Here is a 19,479-nt window from a genome sequence, read left to right on the forward strand (position 1 = left end):
TTTGCATGCTAAACTGTGATCCACGCCTACTGCAGGGATTGACCCCGGCGTCAGGCATCAGCCAGGATGGAATCTTCCCTTTCTCACTGAGAAAACTCTATGTCCGCACGTATAGTGATTGTGGTTGATATGCAAAACGGCGTTTTTAATACGCCGCGTTTCGATCGGGCAGGGCGCGTCGCCTGTATTAATCAACTGATTGACGCCGCTGAACACACCATTTTTATTCAACATCTGGATACGGATATGCAGCCAGGAACCGAAGCCTGGCAAATATTACCGGAGCTGCATCAGCCGCCGGGCTCGCTCTACATTAATAAACAGGCATGCGATAGCTTCTGGAACACCGAACTTGATCAGCTGTTACAACGGCTGGATGCCTCCTCCTTTGTTATCTGCGGTTGCGCCACCGACTATTGCGTGGATACCACCATTAAAGTCGGCAGCAGCAAGGGGTACGCTATCCGCGTGGCAGCCGACGCGCATACCACCTCCAGCCGCCGCTGGGCCACGGCAGAGCAGCTGATTGAGCAGCATAACGAAGTCTGGGCCAATCTTATCCTGCCGGGTAATGGTGTGCAGGTTATCAGCACCGCTGAGATCGTACAGGCATGGCGTACCGCCGCCTGATTTCTGCGCGCCTTCTATACTGCTTTATAAAGGAGGCGCTATGTGCGGACGTTTTACTCAAATTCAATCACGTGAAGCCTGGCTGTCAGCGCTTGAAGGCCAGGCAGAACGCAATATCGCCTGGGATGAGCAGCCGATCGGGCGCTACAACGTTGCGCCCGGTAGTCATGTGCTGCTGTTGAATCACCGCGACGATGCGCTGCATCTCGATCCCATATTTTGGGGCTATGCGCCGCCCTGGTGGCATAAAGCGCCTTTGATCAACGCTCGCGTAGAAACGGCGGCAGAAAGCAAAATGTTTCGTCCGCTGTGGCAGCACGGGCGCGCCGTGGTGATGGCCGATGGCTGGTACGAATGGAAACGTGAGGGCGAAAAGAAACAGCCTTACTACATCTATCATCGCCAACGCCAGCCGCTGTTTTTCGCGGCGATAGGTCATGCGCCTTATGCACGTCCGCAGGAAAAAGAAGGGTTTGTGATTATTACCGCAGCCAGCGATCGCGGCATGGTCGATCTGCACGACAGGCGTCCGTTGGTGCTGGAAGCGCAGGCGGTAAGCGAATGGCTACATCCTGATACCTCCGCTCAGCGCGCTGGCGAGCTGGCCGGGCAGGCAGCACTGGATGCGCAGCAGTTTAGCTGGCACCCCGTTAGCCGCGCAGTAGGCAATCCACATCATCAACAGCCGGAACTGGTGGATCCCATCGAGGACCCGCTCTGTTAAACCAGTAAGTCCACCTTTTTTTGCAAAATTCAGTATGTTCTGAAAATTAGTACATTCCTGGCGAAGCCGGAATTGGTGACTATACTGGTTTGGTACGATGTCCGCATAAAGTGATGCGAGATGGGCAGTCGGCTCAGGGCCGGCCAGGTAACAGGTCAACCCGGAAGAGTCGCCATCATTAGCTATCCAGCATTGTGCCACTTGTCTCATCCAGCCACGCTGTAAACCTGCCCAGTTTCGTCATCCTTTTGCTGCATCAAAAATTTCTAAGCGCGTTAACCCAAAGCCCTTATTCGGCTGGTTAAACGTGTTAATCCGAGCAGGAGGAAGAGTGTGACAACCGTAGCAGTAGAAAACCACGTATTACCTTCCCTGAGCGGCGGCCTCTATGCATTCTTCTTTGATGTTGACGGTACGCTGGCTGCGATCCAGTCGCGTCCCGACGAAGCTTTTATTCCTGAGCCGGTACGAGAAACGCTGCTGACGCTTTCACGATTAAGCGAGGGCGCACTGGCGCTGGTCTCAGGACGTCCCATTCATGAGCTGGATATGCTGGCCGCGCCGTTACGGGTGCCGGCAGCTGGCGTACATGGCGCGGAACGACGCGACGCCAGCGGCGAACTGCATCGTATTTCTCTGCCAGCCTCGATGGGCCAGGAGCTGAGCGATACCCTGCACAATGCCATGGCGCAGTGGCCGGGTACACAGCTGGAAACCAAGGGCATGGCGTTTGCATTGCACTATCGTCGCGCCGTGCAGTATGAAGATGAAGTCATGCAGCTGGCTCAAAAGCTGGTTGAACATTATCCGACGCTGTCGCTGCAGCCGGGTAAATGTGTAGTGGAAATCAAGCCACAGGGTGTGGATAAAGGCGAAGCGATCAAAGCATTTATGGGAGAAGCGCCGTTTGCCGGACGTATTCCGGTATTTATTGGTGATGATTTAACGGATGAAAAAGGATTTCGCGCGGTTAACGCGCTGCAGGGCATATCCGTAAAAGTCGGTGAAGGTTCAAGCGAGGCGCACTTTCGCCTGAAAGGGGTAAGTGAGGTCTATGCCTGGCTGGAGCAAATCAAATTACAATTAGATCAAGACAAGACAACGTCGGTAAGGAGTCAAGGTTATGAGTCGCTTAGTAGTCGTATCTAACCGTATCGCTGTACCAGATGGATCAAAAGCCAGCGCTGGCGGTTTGGCGGTGGGTATCCTGGATGCACTGAAAACGACCGGTGGATTATGGTTCGGCTGGAATGGAGAGATCAGCGCCATTGGTGAAGAAGATAGTGAAGAAATCGATATTGTTAAGCAGGAAGGCATTACCTACGCCTCTTTCCCGTTGAATCAAAACGATTACGATCTCTACTATTGCCAGTTCTCCAATACCGTTATTTGGCCCGCTTTCCATTACCGTCTCGATTTAGTGCAGTTCCAGCGTGAAGCATGGGACGGCTATAGTCATGTGAATGAGCTACTGGCAGAACGCCTGCTGCCGCTGATTGAACCAGACGATATTCTGTGGATTCATGATTACCATCTGCTGCCGTTTGCTGCCGAACTGCGTAAGCGCGGGGTAAATAACCGGATTGGTTTCTTCCTGCATATCCCTTTCCCAACGCCAGAAATCTTCAACGCGCTGCCGCCGCATAAAGAGCTGCTGGAAATGCTGAGCGATTACGATCTGCTGGGCTTCCAGACGGAAAACGATCGCCAGGCTTTCCTGGAGTGCATGGCGATGCTGACCCAGGTTCAGCATAAAGGGCCGAAATTGCATCGCGCCTTTGGCAATACTTTTGCTACCGAAGTCTATCCAATCGGTATCGAGCCAGACAGCATCAAAGAGATGGCAGAAGGCCCGCTGCCGCCGAAGATGGTGGCAATGAAACGTGAGCTGGGCGATGCGAAGAACATTATCGCCTGTGAGCGCCTGGACTATTCCAAAGGTCTGCCGGAGCGTTTTCTGGCTTACGAAGCGCTGCTGGAGAACTATCCACAGCATCGCGGCAAAATTCGCTATTCACAGATCGCGCCGACTTCACGCGGCGATGTGCAGGCGTATCAGGACATTCGTCACCAGCTGGAGACGGAAGCAGGGCGTATCAACGGTAAATACGGCACTCTGGGCTGGACGCCGCTCTACTATCTGAACCAGCATTTCGATCGCCGTCTGCTGATGAAAATTTTCCGCCTGACCGACGTTGCGCTGATTACGCCGCTGCGTGACGGCATGAACCTGGTGGCTAAAGAGTACGTTGCCGCACAGGACCCGGAAGATCCGGGTGTACTGGTGTTGTCACGCTTTGCAGGTGCGGCAAACGAGCTGACCTCGGCGCTGATCGTCAACCCCTACGATCGCGATGAAGTGGCGGCGGCGCTGGATAAGGCATTAACCATGTCGCGTACCGAGCGTATTTCTCGCTATAACGACATGATGACTATCTTGCGCAAAAACGATATTAGCGCATGGCGTGAAAACTTCCTGCAGGATTTGCGCGCGATTACGCCGCGCTCTGAAGATGGTAAGACGGACAACAAGGTCGCAACCTTTCAACGTCTTGCCTGATTAAGCTAACGCATCGACAGGGAGGTTGATGCGTTTTCTCTTTTTTGCCGCCGTTTACTCAGCCGTTACGCCTGAAGAGGCTGAAATAAGCTACCAGTAAAAACGCCTGAATCCCGCATAAAATAATGCATTCCCGCTTATTAATAGACTAAACGAAAAAACGCGCAAAGCAGTGTGCTTAGGCTATTTTTTGTGCAGTTGCGAACTATTTGCGAAAAATAACGCGTTTATTGATAAAGAACCGCTTATCCGTGCCGATAGTAGATCACTACCCTCCGTCTTCGCATAAAATCATTCATATTCCTTATGTAACAGCTTGTTACACCTTCTGCTATGCTCTATACAATGACGCTTCACTGTTAACGAACCGTTGCCATAAAGCGGTGATCCGACCTCTTGACTCCTGCTAATTCAATCCACTTCGTACGAAACAATTACCCTAAGTGATTAATTTCACAACGGGTTCATTGTGCCCGATCCAGTATTAAATATGGCGGTTACGAAAATAGACGGATGTTAATTTTGCGTAACAGCACATTTTTCCTTTTCCAGATAAAATCTGGGCAAAAAGCAACTTTTTGATGCGAATTTGTTAACAGAAAGCTAAAAACTTAGCAAAAAGTGGCTTTTTTGCTGGTGTAATGAACTATTCACAAGCGTTACTGATGGATTTTTTTTGAGAATTTGCGTTAAAAGTGTGACGTGGATCACACTTTATCTAAAATTTTACCGATCGCTCGTTGTATGTCGAAATCAGAGGGGATACATTTGCACTGCTTTCGGAATTATCTTAAAAAACTGTAAGCGAACGTCACGGAAGACAGCAACAACTCAAGTAATGCATGGCCTGGTGTTATGACTATTACTGACTCAGTATCCCGGTGGGATGTGAAAACGTTCAGAAAATGTTTGGCTTCTGCCGCTGATTTTTTGCCATCTTTAGATTTACCAGCCAGCAACCAAGAATGCGGTAACCATTCCGCACAGTTAAAAGTAGTGTTAGTCAGGATGGGAAAAAAATGGGTACATCCGAATTATTAAAACATATTTACGATATCAACTTGTCATATTTGCTGCTTGCTCAACGTTTAATTAACCAGGAAAAAGCCTCTGCAATGTTCCGTTTGGGTATCGATGAGTCAATGGCTGATACTTTGTCGCAGTTAACGCTGCCGGAAATGGTTAAATTAGCGGAAACTAACCAGTTAGTATGTCAGTTTCGGTTTAACGACCATAATCTTATTAACCGCTTGACGCAGGAATCGCGTGTGGATGATTTGCAGCAAATTCACACAGGTATTCTATTATCCAGCCGTTTATTACGCGATGCTGCAAAAGATGAAGCGCCGAAGAAGAGGGCGGTATAATGAGCGAAAAAAGTATTGTACAGGAAGCACGTGATATTCAACTGGCGATGGAATTAATTACGCTGGGTGCGCGCCTGCAAATGTTGGAGAGTGAAACGCAGCTTAGCCGTGGCCGTTTAATCAAATTATATAAAGAGCTACGTGGCAGTCCGCCGCCAAAAGGCATGCTGCCGTTTTCTACCGACTGGTTTATGACCTGGGAACAGAATATTCATGCTTCAATGTTCTGTAACGCCTGGAAGTTTCTGCTGAAAAGCAAACTCACCAGCGGCGTGGATGCAGTTATCAAAGCGTATCGTCTGTATCTTGAGCAGTGTCCGCAGTCGGATAATGGCCCGCTGCTGGGGCTGACCCGCGCCTGGACTCTGGTGCGCTTTGTTGAGAGTGGCATGCTCGAACTGTCCGACTGCAAATGCTGCGGTGGAAGCTTTATCAACCATGCGCATCAGCCAGTAGGCAGCTTTGCCTGTAGCCTGTGCCAGCCGCCGTCACGTGCGGTAAAAAGACGTAAACTTTCGGTAGAGACTGCCGATAACAATTCACAACTGCTGGATGAACAGGTTAAACACGCCGTTTAAGTTTGTTCGCACTGTGAAAGGCATCCAGCAGCGGTTTTTAACCGCTGCTTTTTTTTGTCCTCACTTTGACGAATAACGCCTGCGGCTCTCTGGCTTAACTTCCACCAACACGTTACTGACGTAAGGATTTATTGTGCTGGTTATCTTGGGTTATATCCTCGTTGTTGGCTCGGTGTTAGGCGGCTATATGATGGTCGGCGGTCACCTGGGCGCGCTTTATCAACCTTCCGAACTGGTTATTATCGGCGGGTCCGGTATTGGCGCTTTTATTGTCGGCAATAACGGCAAAGCGATTAAGGCAACGTTAAAAGCGTTACCAATGCTGTTCCGCGGCTCTAAATATAATAAAGCCGTGTATATGGACCTGATGGCGCTGTTATATCGTCTGATGGCCAAATCACGCCAGCAGGGCATGATGTCGCTGGAACGCGATATTGAAAACCCCAAAGAAAGTGAAATTTTCGCTAATTACCCGCGCATCTTGACCGATAACAGGTTAGTGGACTTTATTACCGACTATATGCGGTTGATGATCAGCGGCAACATGAACGCGTTTGAAATTGAAGCGTTGATGGATGAAGAGATCGAAACCTACGAGCATGAATGCGACGTGCCAGCGCAAAGTATCGGCGCGATGGGCGATTCACTTCCGGCTTTCGGGATCGTGGCGGCGGTGATGGGCGTGGTGCACACGCTGGCTTCAGCGGATCGTCCGGCGGCAGAGCTGGGCGAGCTGATTGCCCATGCGATGGTCGGTACGTTCCTCGGTATCCTGCTGGCCTACGGCTTTATTTCGCCGCTGGCATCAGTGCTGCGTCAGAAATGTGCGGAAAACACCAAGATGATGCAGTGCATCAAGGTGACGTTGCTTTCCAGCCTGAACGGCTATGCGCCGCAGATTGCCGTTGAGTTTGGTCGTAAAACGCTTTATTCCACCGAGCGTCCGTCGTTCACCGAACTGGAAGAGCACGTACGCAACGCGAAATCAGCCGGTAAACAGAATTCGGGCCAAGACGCATGAACAACCACAATCACCCCATCGTAGTGGTAAAAAAGCGCAAGCATAAAAAACATGAGGGTGGTCACGGTTCATGGAAAATCGCCTACGCCGATTTTATGACCGCGATGATGGCGTTTTTCATGGTGATGTGGCTGATCTCGGTCGCAAACCCCAAGCAGCTGACGCAGATTGCAGAATATTTTCAGACGCCGCTAAAAGTGGCGTTGTCTGGCGGTCAGCGCAGTAGCGACAGTGAAAGCCCGATTCCCGGCGGCGGCGACGATCCAAGCAGAAAAGAAGGGGAAGTACAGAAACATATCGATCTGGACGCGGAAAAACGCAAGCTGGATAAGCTCCGTCTTAACCGCCTGCGCGAACGCCTCGACCAGCTGATCGCGTCCGATCCGCGCCTGAAAACACTGCGACCGCACTTGATTATTAATCTGGTTGATGAAGGATTACGCATCCAGATTATCGATAGCCAGAACCGGCCAATGTTTAAAACCGGCAGCGCGCAGGTTGAGCCTTATATGCGCGATATTTTGCAGGCAATTGCGCCGATTTTAAACGATTTGCCAAACAAGATCAGTCTTGCAGGCCATACCGATGATTTTCAGTACGCCACGGGCGATCGCGGCTACAGCAACTGGGAACTGTCGGCCGATCGCGCCAACGCCTCACGTCGTGAGCTGGTGGCGGGTGGCCTGGATGGCAGCAAAATGCTGCGTGTGGTGGGCATGTCCGACACCATGCGGCTGAAAAACCGCGGCGGCAATGAGGCGATAAATCGTCGCATCAGCCTGCTGGTGCTAAATCGCGACACTCAGGCGCAAATCGAAAAAGAGAATGCCGAAAGTGACGTTGTAGAGCTAAGCGATCCACAGAGTATTAAACAAATTACCGCGCCGGCTCAGCCGTCTGCTGCGGTCATAAACCCAGATCTTCAACCTTCACAGGCCGCGCCGGTCAGTCAGGAGAAGCCGGTAACCGATTTACCGCCAGCTCCTGCCAGCACGCCGCAGCCTGATCGCGACTCACAGCAGAGGTGATAACCGTGAGCATGGATATCAGCGATTTTTATCAGACGTTCTTCGATGAAGCTGACGAGCTATTGGCGGACATGGAGCAACACCTGCTGGGGTTAGACCCGCAGGAGCCTGATTCGGAACAGCTTAACGCCATTTTCCGTGCAGCCCATTCGATCAAAGGGGGGGCCGGCACCTTTGGCTTCGTGGTTTTGCAGGAAACCACGCATATCCTGGAAAATATTCTGGACGGTGCGCGCCGGGGCGAAATGCAGCTCAGCACTGACATCATCAACCTGTTTTTGGAAACCAAAGATATTATGCAGGAACAGCTCGATGCCTATAAGGCGGGTCAGGAGCCTGACGCCGAAAGCTTTAAATACATTTGCGAAGCCCTGCGCCAGCTGGCGCTGGAAGCAAAAGGCGAAACGATCGCGCCAGCGAAAACCGCTGAAGCCGAACCGGTTACCGCTGCGCCTGCTGCTGCATCTGGTCTGCGCCTGAAGCTGAGCGCTCTCAAGCCGAACGAAGTGGCCCTGTTGCTGGAGGAGCTGAGCAACCTCGGCACCGTTAGCAATGTGCAGAAGGGGGAAACCAGCCTGGAAGCCACGCTCGACACCACCATCGATAAAGATGATTTGGTGGCGGTGCTCTGTTTTGTTATTGAAGAATCTCAGATCAGTTTCCTGGATGCGGCCTCTGCGCCTGCACCTGTGGTAGCGGAACCGGAACCGGCTGCGCCGACCACTATGGCCGAAGCGGAGATCGCTGCGACGCCAGCCACGGTCACCGAACTGGTGCCAGCAGTAAAACGTGAAACAAAAAAGGCCGCGCCGGCGAAAACCAGCGAATCGAGCAGTATTCGTGTGGCAGTTGAGAAGGTTGACCAGCTGATTAACCTGGTTGGTGAACTGGTGATTACTCAGTCAATGCTGGCGCAGCGCTCTGGCGCGCTTGACCCGGTTGCTCACGGCGATCTGTTGAACAGCATGGGCCAGCTGGAGCGTAACGCGCGCGATCTGCAGGAATCGGTGATGTCTATCCGTATGATGCCGATGGAGTATGTCTTCAGTCGCTTCCCGCGTCTGGTGCGCGATCTGGCCAGCAAGCTGGGCAAAGAAGTCGAACTGACGCTGCTGGGCAGCTCAACGGAACTGGATAAGAGCCTGATCGAACGCATTATCGATCCGTTAACGCACCTGGTGCGTAACAGCCTTGACCACGGGATTGAATCGCCCGAGAAGCGTGTTGCCAATGGTAAAACCGCAGTGGGCAATCTGACCCTGTCAGCAGAACATCAGGGCGGCAATATCTGCATCGAAGTGATTGACGACGGCGCCGGTTTGAACCGTGAGCGTATTCTGGCGAAAGCGCTCTCATCTGGCCTGCCGGTCAGCGATGCGATGAGCGATGAAGAAGTCGGCATGCTGATCTTCGCCCCTGGTTTCTCTACCGCCGAGCAGGTTACCGACGTATCGGGCCGTGGCGTTGGAATGGATGTGGTGAAACGAAACATCCAGGAGATGGGCGGCCACGTTGAGATCGCCTCGAAGCAGGGCAAAGGCACCACTATCCGTATTCTGCTGCCGCTGACGCTGGCGATCCTTGACGGCATGTCAGTACGCGTCGCGGATGAAGTGTTTATCCTGCCGCTGAATGCGGTGATGGAATCACTTCAGCCAAGCGCAGAAGATCTGAAGCCGCTGGCGGGTGGCGAATGCGTGCTTGAAGTACGTGGTGAATATCTGCCGCTGGTAGAGCTGTGGAACGTTTTTGATGTGCAGGGCGCGAAAACCGAGGCGACTCAGGGCATCGTGGTGATATTGCAAAGCGCGGGCAAACGCTACGCCTTGTTGGTTGACCAGCTGATTGGCCAGCATCAGGTTGTGGTGAAAAACCTTGAGAGCAACTATCGCAAAGTGCCGGGCATCTCCGCCGCCACCATCCTTGGTGATGGCAGCGTCGCGCTGATCGTTGATGTCTCTGCACTGCAATCATTGAACCGCGAAAAGCGCGTGGCCGGCGCCGCGTAAACGTAACCAATTAGGGGCAAACCTATGACTGGAATGGCAAATGTAACGAAACTGGCCGGTGAAACCGTCGGACAAGAGTTTCTGGTTTTTACGCTCGGTGACGAAGAATACGGCATCGATATTCTGAAAGTGCAGGAGATCCGTGGTTACGATCAGGTGACCCGTATCGCCAATACCCCCGCGTTTATCAAAGGGGTAACTAATCTGCGCGGCGTGATTGTACCCATCATCGATCTGCGCGTGAAGTTCGCGCAGCCGGGCGTTCAATACAACGATAACACCGTAGTAATTGTGCTTAATCTGGAGCATCGCGTAGTGGGCATCGTAGTGGATGGTGTTTCTGATGTGCTGTCGCTGACGACCGATCAGATTCGTCCTTCGCCGGAATTTGCGGTGACCATGTCTACCGAATACCTGACAGGGCTTGGTGCGCTGGGTGAGCGGATGCTTATTTTGGTAGATATTGAGAAGCTGTTAAGCAGCGAAGAAATGGCATTAATGGATACTTTGCGTAGCGCGTAAAATATACCGTTAACCCCGACAGGTAATAAACCTGATAAATTGTAGCGGGGTGACACAATAAAAAAAGGGCGTCATAATGACGCCCTTTTTTTATGTCTTTGGGAAATTTCTTATTCATCAATAGTTGCATATTAATGCTGTTGCAGATTAGCCCGTGTCGGAAACATCTGCAATTACCGATCACTTAAAATAACGCGTCGCACGGGGAAAGAAAACAGCGAATTACGGCTGCAGGTAAGGCCGCAGTAATAACGGAGTATCTGAAGTAAACCCATCCATGACAGCGTATTCTTTGCACAAACTGTTATTTTTGTTTTTGAAATAAGGGAACTATATGTTTAAAAATATAAAGATTGTAACGGTGTTGTATGCCGTGCTGGCATTATTTAGCCTAATGCAATTAACAACTAACGGTTTGTTCTATTACTCTCTGCAAAAAAACCAGCATAATATTGAAATTGACCATGTTATTCGCGTGCAGCAAGAGCACTTATATGATCTTGGCACGACGTTGTTAAAAGCACGTAATACCCTGGCTCGCTACGCACTTTATTTAACGCTACATGAAAAAGATAAAAGCCTTGCTGCTTCCGCGCAGGAGTTGTGGGTTAGCTCCAAAAAAAATCTGGAGGAGGCTGAAACGATATTCCATGCATTTCAGCAATCGCTAAAACAGTCGCAAGAGAAGGATAATGATGAGGTTATCGCGGCTTACCACCAGCTGCATCAGGCGTTGAGCGAGCTGCGACAAATGTTAAATAAAGGTGATATGGCAGGCGCTCTGGCGCAGCCCACGGAACAATATCAGGAGCGCTTTATTCTGGCTTATGAAAACTGGCTGAGGAAAAATCAGGCGCTGATTAAAGAAGCCAACGCGATAAACGAACGGGATCATGAGTATTCAATCGGGCTATCCATTTTTATTTCATGTCTGTCGGTTATCAGTACCGTTTTAATGTGGATCATGCTGCGACGCATCTTGCTAAAGCCGCTGATGTCCACAATGGAACATATCAAGCGTATTACGCGCGGTAATCTCACGGAAGACATCTCTGCTGAAGGTGATAACGAAATGAGCCAACTGGCGCTCAGCCTGAGTGAGATGCAACACTCTTTGCGGTGCACCGTCAGTGATGTGCGCGGTGGGGCGAACACTATTTATCATAGCGCCACCACCATTTCTCACGACAGCGGCGACCTGGCATCCAGAACCGAACAGCAGGCGGCTTCCCTGGAGCAGACGGCTGCCAGCATGGAAGAGCTGACCGCCACGGTAAAACAGAACGCTGATAATGCCCGCCAGGCATCGCAGCTGGCCCTGAGCGCATCGGAAACGGCGCAGAAGGGCGGCAAGGTGGTAAACAATGTCGTGACCACCATGAGCGAAATATCCCACAGTTCGAAAAAGATGGCCGACATTATCAGCGTGATTGATGGCATCGCCTTCCAGACCAACATTCTGGCGCTGAATGCGGCGGTGGAAGCGGCACGTGCCGGTGAGCAGGGACGTGGCTTTGCAGTCGTCGCCGGTGAGGTACGCAGCCTGGCAAGCCGTAGTGCGCAGGCGGCAAAAGAGATCAAACACCTGATTGACGAATCGGTCAGCTGTGTGGATACCGGCTCCGTGCTGGTGAGCAGCGCAGGTGAAACCATGCATGAAATTGTCAGCGCGGTAAAACGCGTGACCGATATTATGGCTGAGATTGCCGCCGCTTCGGATGAACAGAGTCGTGGAATTGAACAGGTAAGCCAGGCGGTGACGGAAATGGATAGCGTAACCCAGCAAAATGCCGCGCTGGTAGAGGCATCTGCCGCCGCCGCCGCCGCGCTGGAAGAACAGGCCAGCCGCCTGAGTAAAGCGGTAGCGGTGTTTACGCTGCCGGGTGGCAGTAACAGCATAGAGGCGCAGAAGACATCGCTGATGTTGACGCAAACTCACGCCAGGCTGGAAAACAAAGCGCAAGCTGCTGAAGACAATTGGATCACATTTTAACCGCTGTATCTGCTTTTCTGATGCCGTCACCCGGCGGCATCAGTTTTACTAATCCGTCCGCTTTTTTTAGTTCAATAAATAAAACTTACCCCTCCCTTGCCGATAACTGACAGGTAGTCATTTTCTCAATACCAGGGGTAAATATGTTAAAGCGAATTAAAGTAGTGACCAGCCTGATTGCAGTGCTGGTCATTTTTGGCGTAATGCAGCTACTGGCGGGTGGGCTGTTTTTCCATGCGCTAAATAAAGATAAAACCAATTTTAACGTTTCACAAACGTCCAGTCAGAACATCGCCGCGTTGACCGATGCCTGGATTGCGCTTAACCAGACGCGTATCACGCTTAACCGTGGCATGCTGCGCCTGCAAAGCTCTCTGGCCAGCGAGATTAATGGCGGCAAACTGGATGGACTGGTGAAGCAAAGCCGGGCGCAGCTGGCAGAAGCGGAAAAACATTACCGCGAATATAAGGCGCTGCCAAACACGCCAGGCCTGGATGAGCAATACAGCAACCTTTCACTGCGCATGGAAGAAAAATATACCACGCTGGCTAAAGCGTTATCTGATATGACCGACCTGCTGGAAGCGAAGCAGCTGGAAGGGATGTTTAAGCTCAATATTGAGCAGAAACAGGATGAGACCCAGGCGGTCTATACCGAATGGCGCAACGCGCAGGCGGAGCTGTCAGCCAAAGGCATCGCTGAAAACGAAACCGCCTTTAATATCATGCTGTGGATCCTGGGCATCATTATGGTGCTGGTCGTGACTGTGATTGTACTTTGCTGGTTTGGCCTGCAGAACATTCTGCTCGCGCCGCTACATAAAACCATGCAGCACATCAAAGCGATCGCCGCAGGCGATCTGACGCAGCCGATCGAAGTGGAAGGGCGCAATGAGATGAGCCAGCTGGCCGCCAGCCTGAAGCATATGCAGCAGGAGCTGGTGCGCACCGTCAGCGACGTGCGCGACGGTTCAGACGCCATCTACACCGGCGCAAGCGAAATCACCGCCGGCAGCAACGACCTCTCTTCCCGTACCGAGCAGCAAGCCGCCTCGCTGGAGCAGACCGCTGCCAGCATGGAAGAACTGACCGCCACGGTGAAACAGAACGCGGAAAACGCCCGTCAGGCGTCGCAGCTGGCGCTGAGCGCCTCGGAAACCGCACAGAAGGGTGGCAAGGTAGTGGACGGCGTGGTGAAAACCATGAGCGAAATTGCCGGCAGTTCGAAGAAGATCGCCGACATCATCAGCGTGATCGACGGCATCGCCTTCCAGACCAACATTCTGGCGCTGAACGCGGCGGTGGAAGCGGCGCGTGCTGGCGAGCAGGGCCGTGGCTTTGCGGTGGTTGCCGGTGAAGTGCGTAACCTGGCGCAGCGCAGCGCCCAGGCGGCGAAAGAGATTAAATCACTGATCGAAGACTCGGTTTCCCGCGTTGACACCGGCTCCGCGCTGGTAGGTACCGCTGGCGAAACCATGAGCGATATCGTCAGTGCGGTAACGCGCGTAACCGACATCATGGGCGAAATCGCCTCGGCGTCGGACGAGCAGAGCCGTGGGATTGACCAGGTGGGCCTGGCGGTGACCGAAATGGATCGCGTAACCCAGCAGAACGCCGCACTGGTAGAAGAGTCCGCCTCTGCTGCTGCCGCGCTGGAAGAACAGGCCAGTCGCCTTAGCCAGGCCGTATCAGTGTTTAAAGTGCGTCAGGAGCAGGCTGGTCGTTCAATGCCGCTGAAAACGCCGGTACTGAGCAAGCCTGCCGGAACAAAGCTGGCAGCGGCCCCTGCTACTGACAGCAACTGGGAAACCTTTTAATTCTTTTACCCCTGCATCCGCGAAACAACCATAACCAGGGATGCCGTTCTGTGACGGCATCCCTGTGCGGAAATGTAAAGCGCACTAAACCTACATTTACAGAGCAATACAGGTTCGGGCGGCGGTTAATTTCAGATAAGGATAAAGATCCTGATAAGCGTGCCGATAAATCCATTCATTCAACCACGCTTTAAGGTTCACTATGTTTAAACATATTAAAGTTGTGACGGCACTGATCCTGGTGCTGACGATATTCGCTGGACTGCAGCTTGCTTCAAGCGGGCTGTTTTTCAATGCCCTGAAAGGGGATCGGCAAAATTTTATGCTGACGCAGAAGATCCAGCGTGAGCAGATCAATCTCAACGCCGCCTGGGTAGCGTTGATTCAGGCGCGTAACACCCTTAACCGCGCCGGTATCCGCTATATGCTGGATGCCAATAATGCGGGCAGCGGCAGCACCGTTGCCGAGCTGGTAGCGCTGGCCAATCAGCAGCTGGAAGCAGCGGATAAAAGCTTTGCCGCCTATCAACAGGAAGTGCCGGATGATGTCAAAAACCTGGCTTACCTGGTGGCGATAAATGAAAAATATAAGGTGCTGCATGACGCGTTAACCGAGCTGGTGCAAATGCTGGGCGCAGGCAACCTGAAAGGGTTTGTTGACCAGCCGACGCAGGGCTATCAGAACGATTTTGAAAGTGCTTATAACACCTGGGCACAAACCACCAGCACCTTTATGGCCGCCGGTGCCGAACAAAATGAGAGCGCCTATCAGCGTGCACTGTGGATCATTGGCATCGTTCTGTTGGTGCTGGCAAGTATCGTTGCGCTGGTCTGGACCGGTATGCACCAAATTCTGCTGCGTCCGTTGAAAACCACTATGGATCATATCCGTTATATCGCCGCAGGCGATCTGACGCAGCCGATTGAAGTGGAAGGGCGCAATGAGATGAGCCAGCTGGCCGCCAGCCTGAAGCATATGCAGCAGGAGCTGGTGCGCACCGTCAGCGACGTGCGCGACGGTTCAGACGCCATCTACACCGGCGCAAGTGAAATTACCGCCGGCAGCAACGACCTCTCTTCCCGTACCGAGCAGCAGGCCGCCTCGCTGGAGCAGACCGCTGCCAGCATGGAAGAGCTGACCGCCACGGTGAAACAGAACGCGGAAAACGCCCGTCAGGCGTCGCAGCTGGCGCTGAGCGCGTCGGAAACCGCACAGAAGGGTGGCAAGGTGGTGGACGGCGTGGTGAAAACCATGAACGACATCGCCGGCAGTTCGAAGAAGATCGCCGACATCATCAGCGTGATCGACGGCATCGCCTTCCAGACCAACATTCTGGCGCTGAACGCGGCGGTGGAAGCGGCGCGCGCCGGCGAGCAGGGCCGCGGCTTTGCGGTGGTTGCCGGTGAAGTGCGTAACCTGGCGCAGCGCAGCGCCCAGGCGGCGAAAGAGATCAAAACGCTGATTGAAGACTCGGTTGCCCGCGTCGATACCGGTTCAGTACTGGTGGAAAGCGCTGGGGAAACCATGAGCGATATCGTCAGTGCGGTAACGCGCGTGACCGACATCATGGGCGAAATCGCCTCGGCGTCGGACGAGCAGAGCCGTGGGATTGACCAGGTGGGCCTGGCGGTGACCGAAATGGATCGCGTAACCCAGCAGAACGCCGCGCTGGTGCAGGAGTCTGCTACTGCCGCTGCCACGCTGGAAGAACAGGCCAGCCGCCTCAGCCAGGCTGTCGCCGTGTTCAGAATTCGTAAAGAATTTGCTGCCGCCGCCGTTAACGTTAATACGGCAGCGAAAAAGTTGCAGAGCGCTACGCCGACAACGGCAGCGCGCAAATCCACCGGCACGGATGAGAACTGGGAAACCTTCTGATTAAGTGCGCAGTGGCAATAAGCGATGTGTTGACAGCAGGAAGTCCTTGTCCAGTTTCGAATAATGGCGAGCCACACGAACGGCCGCCAGCCAGATTGGGTCACACAGCAGAATGCCGCGCTGAGAGAGGAAGCGGCAACGGCCACGGATTAGCTTGTAGCCTGGCTAATTCGTCTGAGTAACAGCGGCGCGGTTTGCGCTGCTGGTTGCCAGACCAGCGCATTCAGGCGGGATGCACATAAGCTATCGCCCTGAAGCGGCGCCCTTTAACCTTTTATCTGCTTTTTGTTGGGTGAACCTGGATGAAGAAATCAACATTACTGGCACCACCCGAGAACGCAACGCTGTTATCTCAGATGGTCCAGCGCTTGCCTCTCTCTGATACGCACTTTCGCCGTATCAGTCAGCTCATTTATCAGCGTGCCGGCATTGTGCTTGCCGATCATAAGCGCGAGATGGTTTACAACCGGCTGGTGCGTCGTCTGCGCACATTGAACATTGATGACTTCGGACGTTATCTCGCCCTGCTGGAAAACGATCAGAACAGCGCCGAGTGGCAGGCGTTTATTAACGCGCTGACCACCAACCTGACGGCGTTTTTCCGTGAGGCGCACCATTTTCCGATTCTGGCCGAGCATGCCAAACGGCGCGGGGGAAACTACAACGTCTGGAGTACCGCGGCCTCTACCGGCGAAGAACCGTACTCCATCGCCATGACGCTGGCGGAAACGTTGGGCACCGGACCGGGCAAATTTACGGTTCATGCCAGCGATATCGATACCCAGGTACTGGAAAAGGCCTCATCGGGGATCTACCGCCAGGAAGAGCTGCGCACGCTATCGCAGCAGCAGATGCAGCGCTTCTTTTTGCGCGGTACCGGCCCACACTCCGGCATGGTGCGGGTGCGTTCTGAACTGGCAGGCATGGTGAGCTTTACCCAGCTTAACCTGCTGGCGCACGAATGGTCGCTGCCCGGACCGTTTGATGCGATTTTTTGCCGCAACGTAATGATCTATTTCGACAAAGAAACTCAGGAAAAGATCCTGCGGCGCTTTGTTCCGCTGCTGAAGCCCGGTGGCCTGCTGTTTGCGGGTCACTCGGAAAACTTCAGCCAGATAAGCAAAGAGTTTTATCTGCGCGGACAAACGGTTTACGGGCTGACTAAGGAAAGATCATGAGCAAAATCACCGTAATGTGCGTTGATGATTCAGCGCTAATGCGACAACTGATGACAGAAATCATCAACAGTCATCCCGATATGGAAATGGTGGCGACGGCGCCCGATCCGTTGGTGGCGCGCGATTTGATAAAACAGTTCAATCCGCAGGTGCTGACGCTGGATGTCGAGATGCCGCGTATGGATGGCCTCGATTTTCTGGAAAAGTTGATGCGTCTGCGCCCGATGCCGGTAGTGATGGTTTCATCGCTGACGGCGAAGGGATCGGAAGTGACCCTGCGCGCACTGGAGCTGGGTGCGATTGATTTCGTTACCAAGCCGCAGTTGGGCATTCGCGAAGGCATGATGGCTTACAGCCAGATGATTGCCGACAAAATTCGTGCCGCAGCGCGCGCGCGTATGGTGCCGCGCCTTAATCAGGCGGCGCCGGTGATGCTGAAAGCGGGCCCGCTGCTCAGTAGTGAAAAGCTGATCGCCATCGGCGCATCAACTGGCGGCACCGAAGCGATCCGTCATGTGCTGCAGCCGTTGCCGATGACCAGCCCGGCGCTGTTAATTACGCAGCATATGCCGCCAGGTTTTACCCGCTCGTTTGCCGAGCGTTTGAACAAGCTGTGCCAGATCACCGTGAAAGAAGCGGAAGATGGCGAACGTATTCTGCCGGGCCATGCTTATATTGCGCCCGGCGCTATGCACCTGGAGCTGGCGCGCAGCGGCGCTAACTATCAGGTGAAACTGAACGATGGTCCGCCGGTTAATCGTCACAAGCCTTCGGTGGATGTGCTGTTTAAATCGGTGGCGCAGCATGCCGGACGTAACGCCGTCGGCGTCATCCTTACCGGGATGGGCAATGATGGCGCGGCCGGGCTGCTGGAGATGCAGCGCGCCGGCGCCTGGACCATCGCGCAGAATGAAGCAAGCTGTGTGGTTTTCGGTATGCCTCGTGAAGCAATTGCTTACGGGGGAGCCAGTGAAGTGGTGGATCTGCACCAAATCAGCCAGCATATGTTGGCCAAAATTAGCGCCGGACAGGCATTGCGTATTTAACCAGGCCCGTCCAGCGGGTTGAGATAACACAGGAGTAGATATGGTTGACAAAAATATGCGCTTTTTAGTGGTGGACGATTTCAATACGATGCGTCGTATTGTGCGTAACCTGCTAAAAGAGCTGGGCTTCAACAACGTTGAAGAAGCCGAAGATGGGGCAGACGCGCTGACCAAGCTGCGTGCTGGCGGTTTCGATTTCGTCATTTCCGACTGGAACATGCCGAACATGGATGGTCTGCAACTGCTGCAAACCATTCGTGCCGACGCCACGCTGGGCAAGCTGCCAGTGCTGATGGTCACCGCGGAAGCGAAGAAAGAGAACATCATCGCTGCGGCGCAGGCGGGAGCCAGTGGCTATGTGGTGAAACCTTTTACTGCGGCGACCCTGGAAGAGAAGTTAGGTAAGATCTTCGAAAAATTAGGTATGTAAGGAGACGTGATGAGCGAACTTACGAAACCAGCGACCGACGCGGCATCGGCGCAGGACATCATCACACGCATTGGCTCGTTAACGCGCATGCTGCGTGACAGTCTGCGTGAGCTGGGGCTGGATCAGGCCATAGCAGAGGCGGCGGAAGCGATTCCCGACGCCCGCGACCGCCTTGATTATGTTGTTCAGATGACTGCTCAGGCTGCTGAGCGCGCGCTGAACTGCGTAGAAGCATCACAGCCGCGCCAGGATGCGCTGGAGCGCGGCGCCAAAGATCTTAAGACACGCTGGGATGCCTGGTTTGAGGACCCCATCGAGCTGTCGGATGCGCGCGTGCTGGTTTCGGATACGCGCGAATATCTGGCTACCGTGCCGGAACACACGTCCTTTACCAACGCACAGCTGCTTGACATCATGATGGCGCAGGATTTCCAGGACCTTACCGGTCAGGTTATCAAGCGTATGATGGATGTGATCCAGGAAATTGAGCGCCAGCTGCTGATGGTGCTGCTGGAAAATATGCCGGAAGCGAATGCGCGTCAGAAGCGGGAAGAGAACAGCCTGCTGAACGGCCCGCAGATCAATGCCGCCGCGCCTGGCGTGGTTGCGAACCAGGATCAGGTTGATGACCTGCTCGATAGTCTGGGCTTCTGAGTTAAACGCTGCCGTTCGGTAAACCGGAGCGGCAGCCCTTTTGCTT

General features: G+C 53.3%; 16 protein-coding genes and 1 pseudogene. All 17 read left to right on the top strand.

All coding sequences use genetic code 11. The annotated features are described in order from the left end of the window. Positions 1 to 99: 99 nt before the first annotated feature. The 17 genes and pseudogenes from ACQE32_RS03510 (at position 100) to cheZ (ending at position 19,433) form a co-directional block, all read left to right on the top strand. Positions 100 to 630, top strand: a complete 531-nt coding sequence (locus tag ACQE32_RS03510; protein ID WP_085071418.1) for an isochorismatase family protein — start codon at positions 100 to 102, stop codon at positions 628 to 630. Positions 631 to 670: 40 nt separating this feature from the next. Next, positions 671 to 1,354 (top strand): SOS response-associated peptidase family protein, encoded by a 684-nt coding sequence (locus ACQE32_RS03515; RefSeq protein ID WP_426972205.1) that lies wholly within the window; start codon positions 671 to 673, stop codon positions 1,352 to 1,354. A gap of 333 nt (positions 1,355 to 1,687) precedes the next feature. After that, positions 1,688 to 2,481 (top strand): annotated as a pseudogene (gene otsB / locus ACQE32_RS03520) (trehalose-phosphatase). Next, positions 2,478 to 3,914, top strand: coding sequence for an alpha,alpha-trehalose-phosphate synthase (otsA, locus tag ACQE32_RS03525; RefSeq protein ID WP_426972207.1), 1,437 nt, complete (start codon positions 2,478 to 2,480; stop codon positions 3,912 to 3,914). The pseudogene otsB and the gene otsA overlap by 4 nt, the downstream one beginning before the upstream one ends. A gap of 1,019 nt (positions 3,915 to 4,933) precedes the next feature. Next, positions 4,934 to 5,281 carry a flagellar transcriptional regulator FlhD gene (gene flhD, locus ACQE32_RS03530; protein WP_085071421.1) on the top strand — a complete coding sequence of 116 codons (348 nt, stop codon included), beginning with the start codon at positions 4,934 to 4,936 and terminating at the stop codon, positions 5,279 to 5,281. Next, positions 5,281 to 5,859 (top strand): flagellar transcriptional regulator FlhC, encoded by a 579-nt coding sequence (gene flhC / locus ACQE32_RS03535; protein WP_426972208.1) that lies wholly within the window; start codon positions 5,281 to 5,283, stop codon positions 5,857 to 5,859. Before flhD ends, flhC begins: the two co-directional genes overlap by 1 nt. A gap of 133 nt (positions 5,860 to 5,992) precedes the next feature. Continuing rightward, a complete protein-coding gene (gene motA / locus ACQE32_RS03540) occupies positions 5,993 to 6,880 on the top strand; it encodes a flagellar motor stator protein MotA (protein ID WP_426972209.1) in 888 nt (295 codons plus the stop codon). Further along, on the top strand, positions 6,877 to 7,908 hold the full coding sequence (gene motB, locus ACQE32_RS03545) for a flagellar motor protein MotB (RefSeq protein WP_426972211.1): 1,032 nt from the start codon (positions 6,877 to 6,879) through the stop codon (positions 7,906 to 7,908). The genes motA and motB overlap by 4 nt, the downstream gene beginning before the upstream one ends. 11 nt (positions 7,909 to 7,919) lie before the next feature. Next, a complete protein-coding gene (gene cheA, locus ACQE32_RS03550; RefSeq protein WP_426973047.1) occupies positions 7,920 to 9,917 on the top strand; it encodes a chemotaxis protein CheA in 1,998 nt (665 codons plus the stop codon). A gap of 24 nt (positions 9,918 to 9,941) precedes the next feature. Continuing rightward, a complete protein-coding gene (gene cheW / locus ACQE32_RS03555; protein ID WP_085071426.1) occupies positions 9,942 to 10,439 on the top strand; it encodes a chemotaxis protein CheW in 498 nt (165 codons plus the stop codon). Between the two features lie 334 nt (positions 10,440 to 10,773). Then, a complete protein-coding gene (locus ACQE32_RS03560; RefSeq protein WP_427021351.1) occupies positions 10,774 to 12,432 on the top strand; it encodes a methyl-accepting chemotaxis protein in 1,659 nt (552 codons plus the stop codon). Between the two features lie 143 nt (positions 12,433 to 12,575). Continuing rightward, positions 12,576 to 14,249 (top strand): methyl-accepting chemotaxis protein, encoded by a 1,674-nt coding sequence (locus ACQE32_RS03565; RefSeq protein WP_427021352.1) that lies wholly within the window; start codon positions 12,576 to 12,578, stop codon positions 14,247 to 14,249. Between the two features lie 202 nt (positions 14,250 to 14,451). Continuing rightward, the gene (locus ACQE32_RS03570) at positions 14,452 to 16,125 is read left to right on the top strand and encodes a methyl-accepting chemotaxis protein (protein WP_426972216.1); all 1,674 of its coding nucleotides are present in this window, start codon (positions 14,452 to 14,454) and stop codon (positions 16,123 to 16,125) included. Between the two features lie 302 nt (positions 16,126 to 16,427). Further along, positions 16,428 to 17,303: a protein-glutamate O-methyltransferase CheR gene (cheR, locus tag ACQE32_RS03575; RefSeq protein WP_085071430.1), complete on the top strand. Its 876-nt coding sequence runs from the start codon at positions 16,428 to 16,430 to the stop codon at positions 17,301 to 17,303. After that, positions 17,300 to 18,349 carry a protein-glutamate methylesterase/protein-glutamine glutaminase gene (locus ACQE32_RS03580; RefSeq protein ID WP_250650172.1) on the top strand — a complete coding sequence of 350 codons (1,050 nt, stop codon included), beginning with the start codon at positions 17,300 to 17,302 and terminating at the stop codon, positions 18,347 to 18,349. Before cheR ends, ACQE32_RS03580 begins: the two co-directional genes overlap by 4 nt. Positions 18,350 to 18,389: 40 nt before the next feature. Further along, on the top strand, positions 18,390 to 18,779 hold the full coding sequence (cheY, locus tag ACQE32_RS03585; RefSeq protein WP_085071432.1) for a chemotaxis response regulator CheY: 390 nt from the start codon (positions 18,390 to 18,392) through the stop codon (positions 18,777 to 18,779). 9 nt (positions 18,780 to 18,788) lie between these two features. Then, positions 18,789 to 19,433 carry a protein phosphatase CheZ gene (cheZ, locus tag ACQE32_RS03590; protein WP_085071433.1) on the top strand — a complete coding sequence of 215 codons (645 nt, stop codon included), beginning with the start codon at positions 18,789 to 18,791 and terminating at the stop codon, positions 19,431 to 19,433. The last annotated feature ends 46 nt before the right edge of the window (positions 19,434 to 19,479 follow it).

It is taken from the genome of Pantoea sp. FN0302 (assembly GCF_050113775.1).
GTDB classification, from domain to species: Bacteria; Pseudomonadota; Gammaproteobacteria; order Enterobacterales; family Enterobacteriaceae; genus Mixta; species Mixta alhagi.